This is a genomic window from Lysinibacillus sp. NPDC093712, assembly GCF_050280025.1.
In the GTDB taxonomy this organism is placed as follows: Bacteria; Bacillota; Bacilli; order Bacillales_A; family Planococcaceae; genus Lysinibacillus.
This window is the reverse complement of sequence record NZ_JBNNUU010000001.1, coordinates 1277403-1296837: the sequence shown is the minus strand read 5'-3', so window position 1 is coordinate 1296837 and position 19435 is coordinate 1277403. Positions and strand designations below refer to the sequence as shown.

At 35.1% G+C, this 19435-nt stretch carries 22 protein-coding genes and 2 pseudogenes; 20 read left to right on the top strand and 4 right to left on the bottom strand.

Annotated features, from left to right (window positions below; all coding sequences use genetic code 11):
• Nucleotides 1–131 precede the first annotated feature (131 nt).
• Nucleotides 132–1055 carry an excalibur calcium-binding domain-containing protein gene (locus tag ACQKNX_RS06765; protein WP_427428167.1) on the top strand — a complete coding sequence of 308 codons (924 nt, stop codon included), beginning with the start codon at nt 132–134 and terminating at the stop codon, nt 1053–1055.
• A gap of 509 nt (nt 1056–1564) precedes the next feature.
• Nucleotides 1565–2173, top strand: a complete 609-nt coding sequence (locus tag ACQKNX_RS06760) for a YpjP family protein (RefSeq protein WP_403051123.1) — start codon at nt 1565–1567, stop codon at nt 2171–2173.
• Nucleotides 2174–2353: 180 nt separating this feature from the next.
• Here ACQKNX_RS06760 and ACQKNX_RS06755 read toward each other — a convergent pair.
• Nucleotides 2354–2638 (bottom strand): annotated as a pseudogene (locus ACQKNX_RS06755) (tyrosine-type recombinase/integrase); the annotation flags it as partial.
• Nucleotides 2639–2933: 295 nt separating this feature from the next.
• On the opposite strand from ACQKNX_RS06755, the pseudogene ACQKNX_RS06750 reads away from it, so the two are divergent.
• The 4 genes and pseudogenes from ACQKNX_RS06750 (at nt 2934) to ACQKNX_RS06735 (ending at nt 4539) form a co-directional block, all read left to right on the top strand.
• A pseudogene (locus ACQKNX_RS06750) lies at nt 2934–3176 on the top strand (RusA family crossover junction endodeoxyribonuclease).
• Nucleotides 3161–3301, top strand: a complete 141-nt coding sequence (locus ACQKNX_RS06745) for a hypothetical protein (RefSeq protein ID WP_427428166.1) — start codon at nt 3161–3163, stop codon at nt 3299–3301. Before ACQKNX_RS06750 ends, ACQKNX_RS06745 begins: the two are co-directional and overlap by 16 nt.
• A gap of 177 nt (nt 3302–3478) precedes the next feature.
• Entirely contained in the window at nt 3479–3775 is a 297-nt protein-coding gene (locus ACQKNX_RS06740) for a hypothetical protein (RefSeq protein ID WP_427428165.1), read from the top strand.
• Between the two features lie 314 nt (nt 3776–4089).
• Nucleotides 4090–4539 carry a DUF2383 domain-containing protein gene (locus ACQKNX_RS06735; protein WP_427428164.1) on the top strand — a complete coding sequence of 150 codons (450 nt, stop codon included), beginning with the start codon at nt 4090–4092 and terminating at the stop codon, nt 4537–4539.
• Between the two features lie 588 nt (nt 4540–5127).
• Here ACQKNX_RS06735 and ACQKNX_RS06730 read toward each other — a convergent pair.
• Nucleotides 5128–5679 carry a TetR/AcrR family transcriptional regulator gene (locus tag ACQKNX_RS06730; RefSeq protein WP_427428163.1) on the bottom strand — a complete coding sequence of 184 codons (552 nt, stop codon included), beginning with the start codon at nt 5677–5679 and terminating at the stop codon, nt 5128–5130.
• Between the two features lie 298 nt (nt 5680–5977).
• On the opposite strand from ACQKNX_RS06730, the gene ACQKNX_RS06725 reads away from it, so the two are divergent.
• From ACQKNX_RS06725 to ACQKNX_RS06690, 8 genes are all read left to right on the top strand, one after another.
• Nucleotides 5978–6151, top strand: coding sequence for a hypothetical protein (locus tag ACQKNX_RS06725; RefSeq protein ID WP_427428162.1), 174 nt, complete (start codon nt 5978–5980; stop codon nt 6149–6151).
• Nucleotides 6152–6309: 158 nt separating this feature from the next.
• Complete coding sequence (locus ACQKNX_RS06720; RefSeq protein WP_427428161.1) at nt 6310–6654, top strand: DoxX family protein; 345 nt, start codon at nt 6310–6312, stop codon at nt 6652–6654.
• Between the two features lie 7 nt (nt 6655–6661).
• Nucleotides 6662–7714 (top strand): LLM class flavin-dependent oxidoreductase, encoded by a 1053-nt coding sequence (locus tag ACQKNX_RS06715; RefSeq protein ID WP_427428160.1) that lies wholly within the window; start codon nt 6662–6664, stop codon nt 7712–7714.
• Between the two features lie 263 nt (nt 7715–7977).
• Entirely contained in the window at nt 7978–8580 is a 603-nt protein-coding gene (locus ACQKNX_RS06710) for a hypothetical protein (RefSeq protein ID WP_427428159.1), read from the top strand.
• A gap of 68 nt (nt 8581–8648) precedes the next feature.
• Nucleotides 8649–8927 carry a topoisomerase DNA-binding C4 zinc finger domain-containing protein gene (locus ACQKNX_RS06705; protein WP_427428158.1) on the top strand — a complete coding sequence of 93 codons (279 nt, stop codon included), beginning with the start codon at nt 8649–8651 and terminating at the stop codon, nt 8925–8927.
• A 541-nt stretch (nt 8928–9468) separates the two neighbouring features.
• Nucleotides 9469–9963: a GNAT family N-acetyltransferase gene (locus ACQKNX_RS06700; RefSeq protein ID WP_427428157.1), complete on the top strand. Its 495-nt coding sequence runs from the start codon at nt 9469–9471 to the stop codon at nt 9961–9963.
• A gap of 169 nt (nt 9964–10132) precedes the next feature.
• A complete protein-coding gene (locus tag ACQKNX_RS06695; RefSeq protein ID WP_427428156.1) occupies nt 10133–10999 on the top strand; it encodes a GNAT family N-acetyltransferase in 867 nt (288 codons plus the stop codon).
• 443 nt (nt 11000–11442) lie between these two features.
• The gene (locus ACQKNX_RS06690) at nt 11443–12723 is read left to right on the top strand and encodes an oligosaccharide repeat unit polymerase (protein ID WP_427428155.1); all 1281 of its coding nucleotides are present in this window, start codon (nt 11443–11445) and stop codon (nt 12721–12723) included.
• 134 nt (nt 12724–12857) lie between these two features.
• Here the strand turns inward: ACQKNX_RS06690 and ACQKNX_RS06685 are convergent, their stop codons facing one another.
• Nucleotides 12858–13505 (bottom strand): FusB/FusC family EF-G-binding protein, encoded by a 648-nt coding sequence (locus ACQKNX_RS06685; RefSeq protein WP_427428154.1) that lies wholly within the window; start codon nt 13503–13505, stop codon nt 12858–12860.
• A 265-nt stretch (nt 13506–13770) separates the two neighbouring features.
• Nucleotides 13771–13968, bottom strand: coding sequence for a hypothetical protein (locus ACQKNX_RS06680; RefSeq protein WP_427428153.1), 198 nt, complete (start codon nt 13966–13968; stop codon nt 13771–13773).
• A 494-nt stretch (nt 13969–14462) separates the two neighbouring features.
• Between ACQKNX_RS06680 and ACQKNX_RS06675 the strand changes: the two genes are divergently transcribed.
• The 6 genes from ACQKNX_RS06675 (at nt 14463) to thrS (ending at nt 19356) form a co-directional block, all read left to right on the top strand.
• On the top strand, nt 14463–14861 hold the full coding sequence (locus ACQKNX_RS06675; protein ID WP_427428152.1) for a MarR family winged helix-turn-helix transcriptional regulator: 399 nt from the start codon (nt 14463–14465) through the stop codon (nt 14859–14861).
• Nucleotides 14861–15208, top strand: coding sequence for a DUF3147 family protein (locus ACQKNX_RS06670; protein ID WP_427428271.1), 348 nt, complete (start codon nt 14861–14863; stop codon nt 15206–15208). Before ACQKNX_RS06675 ends, ACQKNX_RS06670 begins: the two co-directional genes overlap by 1 nt.
• 15 nt (nt 15209–15223) lie before the next feature.
• Nucleotides 15224–15709 (top strand): GNAT family N-acetyltransferase, encoded by a 486-nt coding sequence (locus ACQKNX_RS06665; RefSeq protein WP_427428151.1) that lies wholly within the window; start codon nt 15224–15226, stop codon nt 15707–15709.
• Nucleotides 15710–15816: 107 nt separating this feature from the next.
• Entirely contained in the window at nt 15817–16308 is a 492-nt protein-coding gene (locus ACQKNX_RS06660) for a hypothetical protein (RefSeq protein WP_427428150.1), read from the top strand.
• Between the two features lie 158 nt (nt 16309–16466).
• Nucleotides 16467–16976, top strand: a complete 510-nt coding sequence (locus ACQKNX_RS06655) for a hypothetical protein (RefSeq protein ID WP_427428149.1) — start codon at nt 16467–16469, stop codon at nt 16974–16976.
• A gap of 457 nt (nt 16977–17433) precedes the next feature.
• Nucleotides 17434–19356, top strand: a complete 1923-nt coding sequence (thrS, locus tag ACQKNX_RS06650; protein WP_427428148.1) for a threonine--tRNA ligase — start codon at nt 17434–17436, stop codon at nt 19354–19356.
• The last annotated feature ends 79 nt before the right edge of the window (nt 19357–19435 follow it).

The following is a 19435-nucleotide window of genomic DNA, read 5'->3' as shown; positions in this document are numbered from 1 at the left end:
AGGCTCGTAAACTGGAGCAATCGAGCTATCTACACACGAAGTTGGAAGTCGATGCGTCTGACATCTCTTAAAGAATATAAGTTAAGCCTATTATGCAAATTTAATATGGAAACAAATGGATTATTATAGTAATGTTTATTGTGAAAGGAGATGTTTGTTATAAAGAAAATAAATGTAATGTCGGCTATTTTATGCGTTCTTTTAAGTTTCTTTTTTTGAATGAGGAGAAGGTATATGCTTTAAATCAAACTTTAGAAGATTTTGATGATGGTGGAATAAAATATACCGTGAAGATTTCAAAATCTGGAGCAATTGTTAAGGAGTTTCCATCTGTTTCATCAAAAACTATTGGTAATATAAAGGGCGGAGAATTTGTTATTTCAAACCATATGGCAGAAGATGGCTGGATGCCTATAATATATAATGGGCAGTATGGCTTTGTTGACGTGAGTCAAATCGAGTTCGATCTTCCGTATAAAATTAGTATCGTTAGTTCTAAAAGTGGTGTAGTAGTTAAAGAAAAGGCAACAGTGGACAGTAACACTGTAGGAACGCTTAGTAATGGGATTATTATGGATAATTACGGAGAAGTTGGAAATGGCTATTCATATGTCCGATATGGGAATACCATTGGGTATGTTAAAACAAGTTTTCTTACTAATCCTAAGCCTGTTGTGAAATATATCAGCAGTTCAACTGAATATATAGAATCATACCTAATAGCAAGTAAAGTATTTGGAAGTGCAGGATTAATCCAAAATGGAACAAAGGTTTATTTATATGGGTCTGTTGCAGGTTGGTCTTATATAGACGAATATCCTGATGATGGAGAAGTTAGAGGAATTTATGTAGAATCAAAGTATTTAGTAGACAAAATTGAGTCAAATACTAATTTGCAGAATAAAAAAACAAATAGTTCGAATAGTGGTTCATATAAAAATTGTACAGAATTAAAGAAAGACTTTCCAAATGGTGTGAAGAAAGGTCATTGGGCTTATGAGAGAAAACATGATCGTGATAGTGATGGTTGGGCTTGTGAACCATCTTGGAAATAAGTAGAGCGTAAGACTATCTCTTTTGGGGTAGTCTTCTTTTTCCATGCTTAAATCCAAATAAAAAAGATTGAAGCAAATTAGCCTCAACCTTCCTTACTCACGCATTCCTGTACACACACTTCGCCGTATTTTATTAGCCCTAATTTGGCCCCAAATTAGAGCTCCATAAGCCCCAATTAGAAGCATTATTTTATATCATATTGCAATAAAAAAATTTGGAAATAATAGCGGTAACCTTTATAACTCGGCATAATATATACTAATTGTGTTCAGTTTGCATGGTGTCTAAATTAGTCCGTGAAGCATAAAGAAGTTAAGTAACCTAACATTATTAAAAGACCAATACCCATTACGATTGACATATTTTGTACCTCCTTTTAAAAAACGACACATTTATACATAAATTATTGTACAATGAAATATAGAAATATGAAACCTTTTATTGGTTGAAACGTATTATATTATAAGTAGAATTACCAATTTGTACATAAAAGAGAAGGTGTTAATTAATGAAAAAGTGGGTTCAAAAAAGTATCGTAATTATGGTTGCGTTTTTAACATTTGGATTAATTACGCCAACACATGAAATTTGGGACGCATTCGATCATAATCCATCTAATCGTGCCTCCATTGGTCCATCACCTGGGACAAGCACTGCTCTAGCAGCTGAACCAGAAGCAATAGCAGAAGAAGCGACCGAAATACAGCAAGATGCGATTGACTATGGTGCGTTACTTGTCGATGCAGCGAAAGAGCAGTCATATGTGAAGTTTGGGACAAAAATTGGTCCTAAAATTAGCAATGAATTTGACTCCATTATCTTCCCGAAAATGGAAGAAGCAATTGCGATGACCGTTGCAAATGTTGAAGACAGATCGCTGGCAAATCTCACAATTACAGAAAAACCAAGTGGTAACTACGGAGAGAAAATCTTCAATATCGTTAATAATGAAACAGGAGATGATTTAATCCGCTTCCACGTACGAACTGAAAAGCGTCCACAAGAAGGCTATTACTATAACTTCCATTACCATAGTGCCGAGGACAATTTTATGGCTCATAACAATCTTGGTGATATTTACTGGGAAAAAAACACACCACCGAAGTGGTTGTCATAGCATATCCGAAACACTCGTATTTTATGCGAGTGTTTTTTTGTGTGGAAACGTTGATATATCAATGTTTGTAGAAAATCACTAAAGATGAAATTAATAATGTAATGCAGGGAGGGGAGTAGAGAAAATACGTGTACCCCAAAAAGTACCCCAAAATCACCATTTTTTGATTTCATAAGATTCTTAATATGAATTTAAAGTGATGATATCATCCATGAAGTTAGATGCGTGTACCTCATCTTTTTCGAATGAATGTGCATATACTTTATAGATTGTTTCAGGCGTATTCCCAACTAAAGCTGCAACTGTAGATACTGGTATATTGTTGGACAACTGTATCGACACAAAGGTGTGCCTTAAGTAGTGAGGTGTAAAGTGAGTTATATTTTCTCGTTCACATATTAAATCAATTATTCGTTTTAAATAGCGTTCTCCAATAGGTTCACCGGCATAAGTTATAAAAACATGGCCGTGTGGGTTTCGGAATCCTTATGTTGCCATTATTTCGTCGTACCACTTTTTATAATTCAGTAAGATGCTTTTAATATTTTCATTCATAGGAAATTTTCGATAACTGTTTTTAGTCTTCGGTGTTCTAGAACCGTAACGATCTTTAGTTTTACTTATAAGAATTGATTGTTCTCAAAATCAATATCAGTTTCCCATTGCAAAGCTCTCTATTCGCCAACTCGCATGCCTGTCAAAAACAATAGACTTAAACAAGTGTAATGTGTAATTTTTACTTATTACCGAGGAAATAAGATTGCGTATCGTTGTTTATCGAAAGGTACCTAAATCATTCAGTAAAAAGAAGCATCAACAAGCCGTAGATGGCGAGTTAAGACCTACAACCAAGCCAGACATTGACAACTTAACAAAGGGCATAAAAGACGGACTTAGTAAGGTTGTATAGCATGACGATAGCCAAGTCACGGAGTTGTTTGTTCGTAAGTGGTATTCGGATAATCCAAGGGCTGAGGTGACGATTGAATGGGGCGAAAAGTAGCAGGAAGATACATTTTATTCTCACAACCAGAACACGAAATGTTGCAGCTGGATTTCACGCATGAACAGATCGAAAAATTCATTGGTATGTGGGAAGCTGATTTTTCTCTGATTTATCGCAAGTAATACAATAAGAATGACAGTAAGCATTACTTGCATTTTGTGCCTTGCTGAACACATTAAAAAAATCACTTAATAAATAAAAAAGCCGCAGCGTTTGCATACGCTACAGCTCGAATTGGTTTATGCCCTTTTAAGACAATCTGGTACAAGCATTATATCCAACTTAGGAGGGCAAACCTAATGGGCAAACAAGGGCAAATTAAAGTAACGAAAGAGAATTTACTTCAGTGGATTGAAAATTATCGATGGATGGTTGAAACCATTGAGAAAGCAAGACAACCAGTAGCAAAGGTTGATAACAATAGTTACATTGGGGCTAAAACAGCTATGTATGGCATAGAGGCAACATTACCGAAGGCAAGTGGTGGACAAGTAATCCGGTGTTTACAGAAGTACAACGCAGAGTTTACGCACTTAATTATCGCATTAAGGAATATGAGCAAAAGATTGCAGAGGTACAGAACCGTATTCCGCTAGTAAAAGGCGATAGAGAGGTTGAAGTTCTTCATAGATTGCTGGATGGTGATAGTATGCGTGCTATTGGCAAGCATATGAGATTATCTAGTATGACAATTTTTAGAGTAAGAAACAATATTTTGAGTATGATGATTAAGTAGCCTTTTTGGCTACTTTTTTAATAACATTTGTTCAACAATCGGGCCATATTGTTGAATAACTTATAGGAGTTTATGAGGAAATGTACTTAAACTAAGTAGATAATTTGATATGTGTGAGTCCTAAGGTATTTTAATTAATGTCATTGCACACATTACAATAAAGGAGTGAAAGGCATGGAAACTATAATTAAGGTTTTAAATAAGCTACTACAAGGACAATACATGGGAATTCATTCGTATGAGCATTATATTAAGAAATTATCTTCTGCTTCTCAGTTAAGAGACCATTTTATTGAAATTCAAAAAGACTTAAAATATCATGCAAGTCTACTATCAGAGCGTATCCAACACCTTGAGGGTCATCCTGAAACAAGTGAAGGATTAGTTGGGAAAATGGAACTTTTTATGAGTGAGGTTTTTGATAAACCACATGATGAAAAAGAAATTTTGAAACATGCAATAAAAGGGCAAAATCTATATGGAATAAAAATGACGGAAGAGTTAGTGCGAGATAAACTAGATACGAAGAGTTTGCAGTTAGTGCACAAAATTTTAGAGAAGCAAAGAGAGCATGTGGATTATTTAAAAGCCAAATTAGATTCGTTTGATAACCAAGAAAATTAGTTCAGGTTAAGATTTTATTAAAGCACTCTTCAATTTTAATACATTGGCTTTTCCTATGTATATTATTTATACACTTTTTATGTACGTTAGTAGAAAGCGTTTAACAGTAATGATTTAGTGGTATTTTTGCAAGGCTGCATTCTTGGCGTTGTATACCTGCATTTTTTAATTGTTGCTATATTTTAACTACAAAAGCTTTAGTTGAAAAACGGTCTACCACAATCGGGCGCGATTGTGGTAGAACCATTAGATTTAAACATCTTTATTATTATATTTTTCAGTGCATAGAGCATCTGACATCAAAAATAAACAACTATATTTTAACCCAGCCCTAACTTAGAAAGGGGTAATGACACTTAATGTTACCAAACGACGCTTTGTGAAGGTTTGTAACTAATAATATAGACAAAAAAATAGCAAATTGGACTCACCGTGTGCGTGAAAATATTATGAAGAATTCAGACATTCCTTACGTACTTGTACATAATAATTTGGTATGTTGAAAACGAGCTACTATAAAAAGGCACTTTAACAATTACTAGCGTAAAAATAAAGAAAACCTCTATTCAACAAGAACAGAGGCTTTTTTTAGTCAATTAATAAAGCTTTAATAATGGATTCAATCATGTCTTCCGAAGGCTGTTCGTTGTTTTGAACATATCTCATAGATATTCCGAATAATGTCCAACTGATCATAATACTCTGTAAGTCTAGCTTTTCATCAGTCCAATTAGGATATTTCCCCTTTAATAGCTCTTTAAAAATACGCCCAAGTTCTTGTTTAACAATGGTTTCAATTTTAGGTGTAAATGCCTCATAGCTTCGGCTACATTGGGTCGCTAAACCCGTTTGAAAGATAATCAGACTAAGTAAAATATTGTGTAAGGAACCCTCTGACAATGCTTCCTGTTCACCGACATTTTTTAATACTTCCTTTAACACATCCTCAATTAACACCTTCTCCAACAAATCATATTTATCATTGAAATGATAATAAAAGGTTGCACGATTCACCGTCGCGCGTAAGGTAATATCTTTTATCGTAATATCTTTGAATTCCTTCTCTATAGCTAGTTGCAGAAACGCATCCATAATTAAACGTTTCGTTCTTAAGATGCGTGGATCTATTGTTTTTTCCATGGCAAGTCCTCCCTGCTTATGCGACATTTTTAATGAAATGTCGTATATACGATTTTTTCACCTATATTGTTGGTTGTGATAAATTGCAAATGAATTTATGCTAACTATACAACAAGTGTTGGATATACAAAAGTAGTTGGATGTAACAAAATGAACATCACAGTATTTGGGGCAAACAGGAAAATCGTTCAGCACGCTTGGTCCTTCTTTATCAATGAGTCGACAGGTAAAGGATTTACCGATTACAAAAAGCACATGAATTGATTTTACGTGTCATGGAGCAACAAGATGTGAGACGTTGTATAACACTTGGGACACCTACACTTACATCGATTTTCGATCAAAAGTCATGCCAAGTATCATGGCGAAAGTATTGTACCCTACTGGTTTTGCGGAGCTGAAGGCAATTAGTAAGCTGATTCACCAAAGAAAGGTCGATTGGACAGTGATTCGTATCGTGAACCCAATTTAAAATCAGAAGGCAACATTTATGCCACTTTGCTTGGGGATACAAAAGGGAAATTTAGTGGATCGTGTAAAAATGTAGCTCAGTGTATGTAAGGTGCAATTCGCAAACAAGATTGGATAGGTAAAATGCCTATAGTCTTGAACAAATAAGGAGGATTACAAATGACAGTATTAGTATGGATTTTACAAGGATTACTTGCATTAATGTTTTTAATGGCAGGTACAGGAAAAACATTGGGTTCAAAAATGCACATCGAGGGGTTTAAAAAATGGGGCTTACCACAATGGTTCCGCGTCGTAACGGGTGTTATTGAATTAGGTGCAGCTATTTTATTAATCGTAGGTTTTTGGAATGAAATGGCAGCTCTAATTGGTGCAGCTATTTTAGTAGCAGTCGGTATTGGTGGTGTTATTACACATGTTCGCGTAAAAGACACAATGAAAGACACAGCAATGATTTTAGTACTTGGTGTTTTAGCACTTGTTTTACTAATTATCCTACTATAAAAAGAAGGTGAATACGATAAACTTCGAATTTGGCGTTTATTCATTAGGGGAACGATTTCCAGATGCAATTGGCAAAGTGCTTCCTGCACAGGAACGTATTGAAAATATCATTCAAATGGCAAAGTGGGCAGATGAAGCTGGGCTTGATGTGTTTGGGGTTGGTGAACATCATCGTTTAGATTTTGTCACGTCAAGCTATGCGATGATTCTTGCAGCGATTGCACGAGAAACAAAAAACATTAAATTAGCGAGTTCACTATCGGTCATTAGCACGGCAGATCCTGTTCGCGTGTATGAGGATTTTGCGACACTGGATTTATTAAGTTGTGGTCGCACCGAAATTATTTTAGGTCGAGGGCTCTATTTAGAAAGCTTCTCTTTATTCGGAGTAAGTCTTGACGATTATGACAAGCTATTTGAAGAAAAGCTTGGACTGTTTATGAAATTGCAGGAAAAAGAAGTCGTGAATTGGCATGGTGAATTCCGTACCCCTCTTCGTGATGCACAAATTGCGCCTCGTCCCGTACAATCAAAAATTCCGATATGGATTGGCGTGGGTGGTACACCCGGAAGTGCCATTCGTGCAGGGAAATTAGGTCTAAACATGGCACTTGGACTTCTTGCAGGGGCACCAGAACGCGTACAGCATTTAACGAACCTTTACTGGCAAGCTGCAAGCGTAGCGGGTCATGATTTATCCCAGCTAAAGGTGTCCGTAACAGGGCATAGTTACCTTGCCGATAGCGGAGAGCAAGCCATTCGTGAATTTGCTCCTTGCTATAATCAGTACATGGCGTATGGTTTGAAGGACCGTGGCATGCCATTTTATCCAATATCAGCCGAACAAATGATGCCACAACGAGCTGCAAATGAAATATTAGCAGTTGGTAGCGCAGAGGAACTTGCTGAAAAGATTTTATATCAGCATGAGCTATTTGGTCACTTACGCTTCATGGGACAATTCGATATGGGTAACCAATCAATGGCACGTGTGGAAAAAGCCATTGATTTACTTGCGAATAAAGTTGCACCGATTGTTCATCGCTCACTGAATAAATAAACTTTTCATCAAATGAACGCCTTTGTATTAAACAGTTACATTCACTATATATTATATTCGGAATTTATATCAGCCCCGTTCGCAAATACAAGTTTGTGAAACTGAAAAACGATGTTCCACAATCGGGCGCGATTGTGGAACAAAAGGAATAAATGTAACAGATGTAACAAAAAGAACAAATGTAAAACATGTACGATAGTTTGAGATTAAAAATATGTATTGTAAACTCGGAGGTAGGTTCGGTACGGTAAAGGTTTCCTCCCTTGGTATTTATAAAAACCATATTAGGGAAAGACAGACCGACACCTGACTATGATATTTATCTTGAGCACTTCGGCATTACTCAAGATTATCGGACTCCAGGGTTTTCAAAAATTGAAGAAGCGAAGTATGTAGAAGGTATTCATTGGAAACGTAAACTTCATCAAGAGAATAATACAACCTTGATCGAAACATATTCTTATTTGAATAAAGATGGGGTATTGTTAAAAGTATTAAAGCAACTATTGCAAAAGCAAGGTGTTCAGTTTAATACGATTGATTTGCGAGTGGTATATAAGAGGATAGAGTTACTGCAAAATGAAAAACGACAGTTTAAAGAGTTAAAGAAGCTTATAAACTCTTTTATTACTTTATTTAAATCAAACGGTTTTACAGAAAAGGATTTTGTGCGTATTGAGACTCAGATACCTTTAATCAAATCACATTTTATACAAGAAAGAAACTTAGTAAATCATTTAATTGGCTTTCCAAATAAAATATCCGATGATCCAGTACTATCTTATGTATTGACTAATACAGATCAATTTCCATATTCAGAAGAAAGACGTTTATTTTATGTGGCATTAAGAACTATACGTATTTAATTCCCCCACAATCTGGAACATCAGTATTTGTAGAGGAACTGATAAAGGAGCACAATATTAAATATAATTTGATAACAGGAGAGTCACAAGTAAGAGATAATCCCAATTGTCCAAAGTGCAGTACAGGCAAACTTATTTTAAAGCAAAATCAGGGTGATAAGAGAAAATTTGTAGGTTGTTCAAATTATCCTGGGTGTTCAAATGCATATAAAGAACTAGATATTCTAAAGAATCCAATTCTTCGTATAAAATGTCATGGGTATATGGTTAAACGTAATGGGAAGTATGGATTATTTTATGGATGTGTAAATTTCCCGGAATGTGAAAATAAAATAACGAAAATATGATTAGATTAGAGTGAGATTCCTGTACACACGCTCGCCGTTTTTATTAGCTCAATTTAGTAGCCCTACACACTAACCGCTATTATAAGATTGTCTAGCCTCAAACTAGCCCCAAATTAATACTTTATTATTCATTAAAGCATGTACCTCAATTAGTACCCTAAATACATCATTTTTCAATTTCCAATTAGAAGAGGACATTCTCCTGTAAAAAACAGAAAGTCTAGTAAAATGGATTTTATATGGTCAATCAAATAAGAACAAAACTTACTGCACTGCTGTGGAAGATTATATTTAAACTACATATGAAGATGAATTAATTGTGGAAGTCATTAATTATCTAACCGGGATAGTGGTGAGTTTGAGTTAGTTGTTACTTAGTACCAAATGTAGATGCTGAAGATTTCCTATTGTATCCAGAATGTTTCTTTAAAAACAGTGATGAAGAAAGCTTTTTGAACTAGCCGAGCAGAAGAATAGAGGTCTTGACAACCTTAATGTCGAAAAGAATGTATAAACGCGGAAAAATAGAAGGAGAGGTACTTTGAAAAAAATTAGGGAAGCAACAAAAGAGGAAATGATAGACATTTATAAGATGGGCTATGATGTTTGGGGAGATAATCTCCCATTTGAAGAATATATAACGATGTGCCAGTCTTCCGATAAGTATAAAAAGGGAAAGTGGTACGTTCTTGAAGCCGCAGATACAAAGCAACTATTAAGCTCTCTCATCGTTTATAAACTAAATCTTTCTGAAAACCAAATTGTAAAAGGGATTGGTTCAATCGCCACCCCTTTATATTTAAGAAAAAAAGGATATGCTTCTTTATTGGTCAAAGAAACGATAACTAAACTTGAACAGGAAGAAAACTGTAACAACTTTTTCCTATATAGTGATATTGGGATAGAATTTTATAAAGGATTAGGTTTTATTGTACTTCCAAATGATAGTCAAAAATATAATGACAGCGTTTGTATGTATTACTCAAAAGATATTGATATCGACTCCATGTCACTTGATATCCCCAATTACTTTTAAAGCACAACCTTATTGCTTTTTTATGGTTTCAAAAGGCTTTGGCAGTGGGGTAGCCAAAGTGTTAGTTGAAAGAGCTAAACAAGGCTTTTAATCTTAATAAATTTGTAAGCTAGACAGATTATAAAGGGAAATATTGAGAAAATATTCATAAGAAAAGCGAGGGAAAGCCATGAACATTTCGTATAAATTGATGTCTTCATTAAGCTTTGAAGAAGCGCATGTCCTATTTAATCGTGGATTTGAAGGCTATTTAGTGCCGATGAATTTATCTTTTGAAACATTCTTAAGTCGATTTGCAAATGATGGATATTCTCCGGCATTATCTATCGTTGCATATGATGGAAAAGACCCAGTCGGCTTTGTGCTCCAAGGAATTAGAGAAGTGAAAGATCAAAAGATTTCTTGGAATGGTGGAACAGGTATTATTCCAGAATACAGGGGTAAGAAATTGGGCTATTCTTTGATGGAGGAAGCGGAAAAAATTTTAAAAGAACATAATGTTACAGTAGCAACTTTAGAGGCGCTGTCAGAAAATAAGCCAGCTATATCTTTATATGAAAAGTGTGGTTACAAAGTAGAGGACGATTTATTCTTTTTACGTGCAAATGAAATTTTAAATAGTAATATACCAAATCTTGACGGCTATGAAATTATAAGAATTCCGGCTACCCAATCTATTGGATCAGATTTATTTTCAACAATCGTCCCTTGGCAAACGGATGCTAGTAACACGCCAAAACTAGGTGGAGAAGCTGTGATAATTTCAAAGAATGGAGAAGTGCAGGCAGCTTGTCTTATTCGAAAAAAATGTGTGTTTGGCAATAAGACAGAAAACATTACTTTATTTCAGGTGAAGGAAAATGGAAATGAAGATGCGCTAAATAAACTTCTCGCATACGCATTAGAATATGATCAAGCGATCAATCGTACAACGTATAACTTCTTAAAAGGAAATGGCCGTGTAGTTTCTTCTTTACTGGCAAGTGGTTTTGAAAATACTTCTATATCACAAGTTTTTATGACAAAAATCTTCTGAAATATCCGGTCGATTATAATCGTTAAAATTACCTATTCGAGCATGGACGGACACAACCAATTTCGATTGTCACATGGCAGCAACTATATAAGTCTACTAACGTGGGACGTTGCAGTAAGTCCACCTGCTAATTTGTATGATGCTGCCACACATAAATAAGGCAGGAGCAATCGCTCGGAAACTCGGCATCCTATTGTGAAAAATAAGATAATCCGCACTTTTGATTATTTGAGAGATGATTTTCTATATAAATGCTATTAATGATTACACTATCTAAGTAAATTTTTTCTGTTGTAATCGAAAAATGCTATTTCAAAATGACATGGTTTATTTATACATATAAGGTAGAATTATATATAAATTTAACGATCAATATGATATACTAATTTTGTTTTACAAAAATCAAAGAGGAGGGGAAGTAACATCTATAAGGTGTGATATGTATGAGCAAATTGAAACAAAGTTTTGGAAAATTAAATAAGATTGATATGTTTTCTCCGTATTTCTTTTTGCCATTTATTTTACTGTTATATTTTTTTATCAGTTTATTTGATTGGCATAAATTTGAACAATTCGGTATACATGTATCCATATGGCCAGCTGTTATTTTAGCTGTTGTTTGTTATTACATAGGTGTATTGATTATCGATAAACTAGAGTGGACCATACCATCGTTTGGATTGTCGTTTTTAGGGAAATATGTCGTTCATTTTATAGTGGTATTGACAGTGCTTGGGCTAGGCTCCTATTTAATGATGATTTTTAGTGGTAACTTAGGGATTACAGACGAAGCAAATCGCCGTAATTTAGATCCAAAGTTAAACTTCTTTAGCCAATTATTATGGTTTGGTGTGTTATTGCTCTTGTCCTATAAAATGATTTTGGAGAAGACGATGACATGGAAAAAGGCAATCGGATATGGTTCAATTTTTGCAGTTGTCATGTTTTTATTTCTATTAATGGGCTACCGTACGCCGCTTATCATTATGTTATTTACAGGTATCATTATTTTCCACTATGTTGTAAAAAGAGTGAAATTAACATGGTTTTTAACAGCATTGGTTGTAATTGGTGTAGCATTCTCATTGTTTGGATTTATACGCGTCCTTACAGAAGATACATCAATTGAATTTAATAAGCGTGAGCAACCTGATGTAGAATTAACAGCTGAGGAAAGAGATAAACTATTAACGGCTGAACAAAAAGTAAACTTAGTACCGAAATGGGTTCGTGCATTAAATGCTGAAGCGGTCACAAGTCATATCGTTTTAAGTACGATAATCGAATATACAGCAGAAGAAGATTACTTAAAAGGTGAAATCCATAAAGGTATATTTAGTACAATTTTACCAGGCGAACAAATTTCACCACGCATGAAGGTTACCGAGGTCGTTAACTCGATTACGAGCGAACGCGGTGTCAATGTTACACGTGAACAGCGAACAACAACCCCGACATTTATAGGTCAATTGTTTTTAGATGGGGGTTATTTATTAGTTGCAATTGGCTTCCTATTATATGGTGTCTTAATTTCTTTAATTTATAATAAAGTAAAGCAAAATGGTATTCGCAGTTTCCACACTGTCGCTTACGCATTTACAATTACCGTGTTTACCGTTTCAATGCATACAGGTTTACTCGATTTAATCTTTGTACTTATGCTTGGCTTCGTCATTATCGCATCTTCCATTATGACAACAAATAAGCGCATGCTTGATTTATAAAATATAGGCAAACTATCCTTTAAAGTTAATGGCAAATGCTTTTAAGGATGGTTTTTTTGTGCGGAAAGTTTGCCTGATTGTATTAACAACACACAAAATACAGCCTTCCCTAAAGTAGGGAAGGCTGTTTATGATCAAGTAACGCGCTCAAAAAATGCGATTGTTTTATCTATATCTGTCACATGCTGATTACACGTATCGCTGTCAGCACAAATATAATTACTATGGTTCGTATAAGTGCCAACGACATTCCCTTTGATGGAAGTCGTAAATAGTCCTACATCAGAGTGACGATTACATATAGCACATATACCACGAACTGTGTTATTTGCAAATATGCCTTTGATTGTTTTTAGCTTATCGTCTTGCTCTAAAATGACATACTTACGATGTGTACCAGGATCATCCCAAGCGAAATAACAAATTTGCTGAAAATCTAATCGTTCTAGATTTGGCAACTTTAGCTTCTTTTCTTTTTTAAACAAGCTTTTTATAGTGCTTGCGGTAATTGGCTTAAATGGGATGACATATGACTTTAGGTCGTGTAAATACGCTTCACCTGCTGCACGCTCAGTTACAGAATAAATAGGCTCAATCAGTTGGGCTTCTGAAGTTGTCATGACAATGTTATCAGAAATCTCTGTTTGAACAAGGCCACGCACAGTTTGAATGACATTTGTATCTTTTGAAGTAGCTATTGTTTGTAAAATTTTATTCATTTGTTGACCAAGTAAATTATAGTTTGCAACCGTTAAAAACGGCTGAATTGCTTGCTTTTCCATGTGAAATCACTCCTGTATATTAGGCTTTTGTATTTGTGGCCTAAAGAGATCATCCATTTGTGGAGTTAACCTAGACCTCTTCGACCTGTAGATAGGCGGGTCTAGAGCAGGCATTACAATAGAATGCGACCATTTCGATTCCTCCTTGTAAAGAGAACTATTATTATTTTAACATTTTAAGGTAATGAAATAAAGAAAGAGGTGGAGTTTTTCTAAAATAAAAAAGGGCTGTGCAAAGCAGCCCTAAAACCGTGCACTATTGAATTTATGACACCATAGAAATAATAAACTTCCCCGAAAGCATGAAAATTGCATAGACAAGTAATGCACCCATAATAGCAATGCTAGGCTTATACCAGTTTGTTAATAGGAAGGCGAGTACAGTGAAAAGCAACATACCTACTGCTCCAAAAACTGTATTTTGTAAAACGCTATGAAAGGTGTCTGCTTTCATATTTTTCATTTGCATACTCATATTAATGAGCGTCAGAATTGGCAAGGCAGTAATAATGCCCGATAAAAATAAATATTTTGACTAACTTAAAAGCAATGCAAGCACCATAATGGCTCCACCGACAAAAAAATACACCAAATATAACACGCGTAACCCTCAATTTTGTATTCTCTTCTAAATTTAGTAGTGTAATGATACTGTACATAGTACATGCTTACAAGAGCCTATCAATGTTAGTAGGAAAAAGTTATCAAATAAAGAAATCAATTTGAAATAACTAGCGATTTTCAGCGCTGAGGTGAGAAAGATTTTACGATTACTTACGATTGGGAATCAATGAAAATTGTTGATCGATTCCAATTTCGTTAAAAGAATAAACACTGACAGCAGAACGATAGTTTGTCGTATTATAAATTTCTCATAAATTAATAGTAATCTCTTTTAATATATCGTATTATACGATATAATCGCTATTGACGATATATTAAAGGAGCCTAAAATATATGATACAAGATATTAACCATTATTTCACAAATATTTTTTATCATCTCCATACAACACATGAAGATGTGATTTCCCATCAAAGTGTGCGTATTTTACAGATGATTCAAAAGGAAGATGAAGTGACAGTCCGTGATATTGCAGCGTTGCTTAATATTTCACAAAATACAGCTTCAGAGCATATAAAAAAGCTTGAACGTCTTAGCTGGGTTGAGAAGATTCGAGCAACCGAGGATCAACGCAAAGTTAAACTCTATCTAACGGATGCAGGGCGAATCGTTTTAAAGAAAAACACAGAATTAGACGATAATAAGCTTAAGCAAGCATTGAACCTATTATCAGAAGAAGAACAAAAAACTATTTTGGAAGCATTTCGGCTATTAAGTGAGGTATCGAAATGATGTATACACTTATAAAAATTATTAGTTCCGCAGCAATTATCGCCATTGTGACAGAAGTTGCGAGAAGATTTCCTACATACGGTGGTGTGATTGCCGCACTACCACTTGTCAGTATTTTGAGTATTATTTGGCTAACAGTTCAAAGTGAACCTAATGAGCATATTCAGCGCTTTATGGTAGGGGTAATCGTTGGACTTCCTGCAACGATGGTCATGCTTTTTGTTATGTATATGGCGATGAAATCGTCTATCCATATTGTTTTTGCTATAGCGCTAGGAGTAGCATCATGGGCATTCTGTTTAGGTATTCAGAAAGCAATTGCTGGAGTATTTCATATTTCAATTTAAAGTAGGTGATGTAAAATGTCAGTTATAAATATTTCACAAGTCAATAAAAAGGATGTCATTGAGTTTTTTCAAGCGCATTGGGGAACTACAGAAATGGTTATTTCCAGTGGGATTTATGATTGTAGTAAGTTAGAAGGCTTTGCTTTTATTAACGAGAATAAAAAAATCGCAGGTCTAGTAACATACGTAATTCGTGAGGACGAATGTGAAATTATTTCTCTCGATAGCACGGAAGAGGGAAAAGGTATCGGGACATTACTTGTACAAGTAGTAGAAGAGCATGCACGGCAACACCGCTGTACAGTTGTTTCACTCATTACAACGAATGATAATTTACATGCATTAAAATTTTACCAAAAGCGTGGCTATTACCTCGTAGAAATTTTACGAAATGCAGTAGAACGTGCAAGAGCAATGAAACCTGAGATTCCACTAATCGGCAATGACGGTATTCCTATTCGTGATGAAATACGTTTGCAAAAACCATCTGCCTCGTTTTGAGACAGATGGTTTTTTGCATTTGAAACGATTGCCACTATGGTGAAATATATTCCGCTGCCTATCATTTCTCGCTATAATTATGTTGAAGATTGAAAGTGAGGAATCCAATGAAAAAAATATTATTTATTCTATTCTTTAGTGTGCTAGTAGTGGGAGCGGCATTTGTGATTTATTTGAAAAGTAATCCGCCACTTGTTATCAATGGGTATACAAGCGCTGATGGTAACCCTACTATCCGTTTAATCGAAATTGAAAATAAAGGTATAAGAGAGCTACAGTTACAAACGATTCTTGTCGATGAAAAGTTACCGGAAAGTGCTAAGCTTATTGTTAGCAAATCAGAACCATTTGAAATAGGTACAAAAATTGAAAACAACGCAAACATGACATTTCATAAATTAACGCAAGTAAGAATTTTCCCAAGTCAATACATAGACAGACAGGCAATTGGTAAACAACCGCAACATTATGCAATACAAGTAAATGCTCCAACGATTCAAAAGGTTACAATTCAATATAACTATTTGAAAATACCATTTACATTAACAGCGGAGCTTCAACTAAATGACGAGCAAAAAAATGATACTAAATCTAAATAGATAAAAAACGAAGCAGTCATCATTTATGTATAACTAAATTATTTGTCATATCGTTTATGCCGATGTCATTTCATAAGATTGTTTGATGAAAAAATCCCTTTTTTCCTAAATCATGGTAATCTAATGGTAATAGTTATTGCAATGATAGGAGGGGTCTAATGGGATTAGTAATAGTTGGTGTCGTGCTTGTACTTAGTATTTTAGGTACCATTTTAGTTGTTGTTAAGAAGCAGTCTAAAGGTGATATAATGCTCCAGGTTGAAGCAATATGTGAAGGAAAGAATGAATTGGACCAGGCCGTTATGAAGATATACTTTACGTTTTCAATCGGAAAACTTGCCAATCGTAGTAAAGAAATTATCGGTAGTATTGATTGGTCAGAAGGATGGATGCCAGTCAGCTACAATTTGAAAGAACATGGAAGCTATAGGGAAGACCGAATCCCTACATTGATAGAAGACAAATACACTACTTTTGATATAGATGCGACGAATGCAATTGATTGTCAAGGTAGTGGTGAGGGCTATATTGTTCTTGTATTAGAAAAACCGACGCATACAATACTGTCTAGAGCAGGTGTTATGCTAGTCGTAACTGCTAACTTAGTGTCCTATCAATTGTCAGAATCCATAAGCTGGCATAATGAAGTAGTGGTCAACCATTATTAACTCATAAGGAATGAACTTCACGATAAATCCGCAATCCCATAACAAAAATTTTTTTCAGAAAAAATGTATGCGTTTTACACACAGTGATATCAATAAAAAGGTCACAGTTGTTAATGTGAAAATTAATTTTCAAATATTGACAAGTATTTAGATGTCCGATATAGTAAATACCAATTTCATGAAACAATGAAAATAGCTATGACAGGGACAAGAGAACTGATGAACGATTCACAGAGAGGGAAGCCTAGCTGAAAACTTCCTAATGCCGCATCATTTTTTACTACCTTTGAGCAGTGCTTGGAAACAAGCACCGTAATTGCGACGTTACAGCAAAGTCAATGAGCCGCTAGTGCATCTAGTGGGAATTTGGGTGGAACCACGGGTAAATTACACATACTCGTCCCTATTTTGGGACGAATATGTGTTTTTTTTATTTTCTAGTAAAGGAGAAAAGAACATGTCAAATCAAGTATTAAACATTCAGTTTCCAGATGGAAAACAACAAGTATTTACAAAAGGTGTTTCACTAACCGACATTGCACAGGCGATTAGCCCCGCACTGCGCAAAAAAGCAATTGTAGGAAGTGTGAACGGAACCATCACTGATTTGACGCGCCCAATATTGGCAGATGCCCAAATCAATCTATTTGATGCTAGCTCAGTCGAGGGAATCGAGGTTATTCGTCATTCAACTGCTCATTTATTAGCACAAGCTATTAAACGAATATATCCAGATGCGCAGTATGGAGTAGGGCCTGTCATCGAAAATGGGTTTTATTATGATATCGATTTAGCACAATCTCTTGTACCAACAGACTTACAAAAAATAGAAAAAATGATGAAACGAATTGTTCAAGAAAATATTGAAATCCATCGAAAGGTAGTATCGCGAGAAGAAGCTAAACAGTTGTTTCAGCATGAGAAATTAAAGTTGGAATTACTAGCTGATATTCCCGAAGAAGAAATAATTACTGTTTATGAGCAAGGTGATTATTATGATTTATGTCGCGGTCCGCATGTATCGTCAACAGGTAAATTGCAACACTTTCAATTAATGCAAGTTTCTGGAGCGTATTGGCGCGGCGATAGCCAAAATAAAATGCTTCAGCGCATTTATGGTGTTTCATTTGCTACAAAAGAAGAATTACAAGATTACTTTGTATTTTTAGAAGAAGCAGAAAAACGCAATCATCGTAAATTAGGAAAAGAACTTGAATTATTTATGTTTTCCGAAGAAGCACCAGGCATGCCGTTCTATTTAGCAAATGGTCAAATTATTCGAAATGAATTAGAATCCTTTTTACGAAATCTTCAAACGAAGTATGACTATCAAGAAGTTCGTACACCATTTATGATGAACCAGCGTCTATGGGAACAATCGGGACATTGGGACCACTATAAAGACAATATGTATTTTACACAAGTAGATGCTCAAAGCTTCGCATTAAAGCCGATGAATTGTCCTGGACATATGTTGATTTTTAAAAATGCAAGACATTCCTACCGTGATTTGCCGATTCGTATGGCGGAATTTGGGCAAGTTCATCGACATGAATTTAGTGGTGCATTAAATGGCCTATTACGTGTACGAACTTTTTGCCAAGACGATGCCCATATTTTTGTCACACCAGAGCAAATAGAGGATGAAATTAATTTAGCGCTAAAGATTATTGATCACACGTATCAAGTATTTGGCTTCCAATATGAAATTGAATTATCGACACGTCCTGCTGATTTTATGGGGGATATTCAGCTTTGGGATAAAGCAGAAAGAGCATTGGAAAATGTTTTAAATAATGCAGGATATGCTTATAAAATAAACGAAGGCGACGGCGCATTTTACGGACCTAAAATTGACATTCACATAAAAGATGCTATTAAACGCAGTCACCAATGTGCAACAATTCAACTAGATTTCCAACTGCCTGAGAAATTCGATTTAACATATTTAAACGAACAAAACGAAAAAGTAAGACCTGTCGTTATCCATCGTGCTGTTTTTGGCTCAATTGACCGCTTTTTAGGCATTTTAATTGAACATTTTGGCGGGGCATTTCCGACTTGGTTAGCACCACAACAAGTAATTGTGATAGGGGTTGCTCCTATCCATCAAGAATATGTCCAACAGGTTGTACATGCACTTGAAAAAGAACAAATACGAGTCCGAGCAGATAACCGTCAGGAGAAGCTCGGAAAAAAAATAAGAGAAGCACAGATGAAGAAAACACCATATATTCTAGTATTGGGGGATAAAGAGCGCGACAATCAAAGTGTAACTGTACGCAAATTTGGTCATCAAGAGTTAAATGAAAAAACATTGCAGCAGTTTGTTGATGAAATCAAACAAGAAATATTGCAAAAAGCTTTACCTACTAGTTAATAATAGAGAAAAGCCTGGTTGGATATTTCAATCAAGCTTTTTCTCATTACAAATAAAAGTAAATCATTTATTAAAAACA

Excerpts from the sequence above, each read along its gene's own strand:
- ACQKNX_RS06765 (WP_427428167.1), top strand. The coding sequence starts at position 132 with ATGTTTATTGTGAAAGGAGATGTTTGTTATAAAGAAAATAAATGTAAT.
- ACQKNX_RS06760 (WP_403051123.1), top strand. The coding sequence starts at position 1,565 with ATGAAAAAGTGGGTTCAAAAAAGTATCGTAATTATGGTTGCGTTTTTA.
- ACQKNX_RS06745 (WP_427428166.1), top strand. The coding sequence starts at position 3,161 with ATGGGGCGAAAAGTAGCAGGAAGATACATTTTATTCTCACAACCAGAA.
- ACQKNX_RS06740 (WP_427428165.1), top strand. The coding sequence starts at position 3,479 with ATGGGCAAACAAGGGCAAATTAAAGTAACGAAAGAGAATTTACTTCAG.
- ACQKNX_RS06735 (WP_427428164.1), top strand. The coding sequence starts at position 4,090 with ATGGAAACTATAATTAAGGTTTTAAATAAGCTACTACAAGGACAATAC.
- ACQKNX_RS06730 (WP_427428163.1), bottom strand. The coding sequence starts at position 5,679 with ATGGAAAAAACAATAGATCCACGCATCTTAAGAACGAAACGTTTAATT.
- ACQKNX_RS06720 (WP_427428161.1), top strand. The coding sequence starts at position 6,310 with ATGACAGTATTAGTATGGATTTTACAAGGATTACTTGCATTAATGTTT.
- ACQKNX_RS06695 (WP_427428156.1), top strand. The coding sequence starts at position 10,133 with ATGAACATTTCGTATAAATTGATGTCTTCATTAAGCTTTGAAGAAGCG.
- ACQKNX_RS06690 (WP_427428155.1), top strand. The coding sequence starts at position 11,443 with ATGAGCAAATTGAAACAAAGTTTTGGAAAATTAAATAAGATTGATATG.
- ACQKNX_RS06685 (WP_427428154.1), bottom strand. The coding sequence starts at position 13,505 with ATGGAAAAGCAAGCAATTCAGCCGTTTTTAACGGTTGCAAACTATAAT.
- ACQKNX_RS06680 (WP_427428153.1), bottom strand. The coding sequence starts at position 13,968 with ATGAAAAATATGAAAGCAGACACCTTTCATAGCGTTTTACAAAATACA.
- ACQKNX_RS06675 (WP_427428152.1), top strand. The coding sequence starts at position 14,463 with ATGATACAAGATATTAACCATTATTTCACAAATATTTTTTATCATCTC.
- ACQKNX_RS06670 (WP_427428271.1), top strand. The coding sequence starts at position 14,861 with ATGTATACACTTATAAAAATTATTAGTTCCGCAGCAATTATCGCCATT.
- ACQKNX_RS06665 (WP_427428151.1), top strand. The coding sequence starts at position 15,224 with ATGTCAGTTATAAATATTTCACAAGTCAATAAAAAGGATGTCATTGAG.
- ACQKNX_RS06660 (WP_427428150.1), top strand. The coding sequence starts at position 15,817 with ATGAAAAAAATATTATTTATTCTATTCTTTAGTGTGCTAGTAGTGGGA.
- ACQKNX_RS06655 (WP_427428149.1), top strand. The coding sequence starts at position 16,467 with ATGGGATTAGTAATAGTTGGTGTCGTGCTTGTACTTAGTATTTTAGGT.
- thrS (WP_427428148.1), top strand. The coding sequence starts at position 17,434 with ATGTCAAATCAAGTATTAAACATTCAGTTTCCAGATGGAAAACAACAA.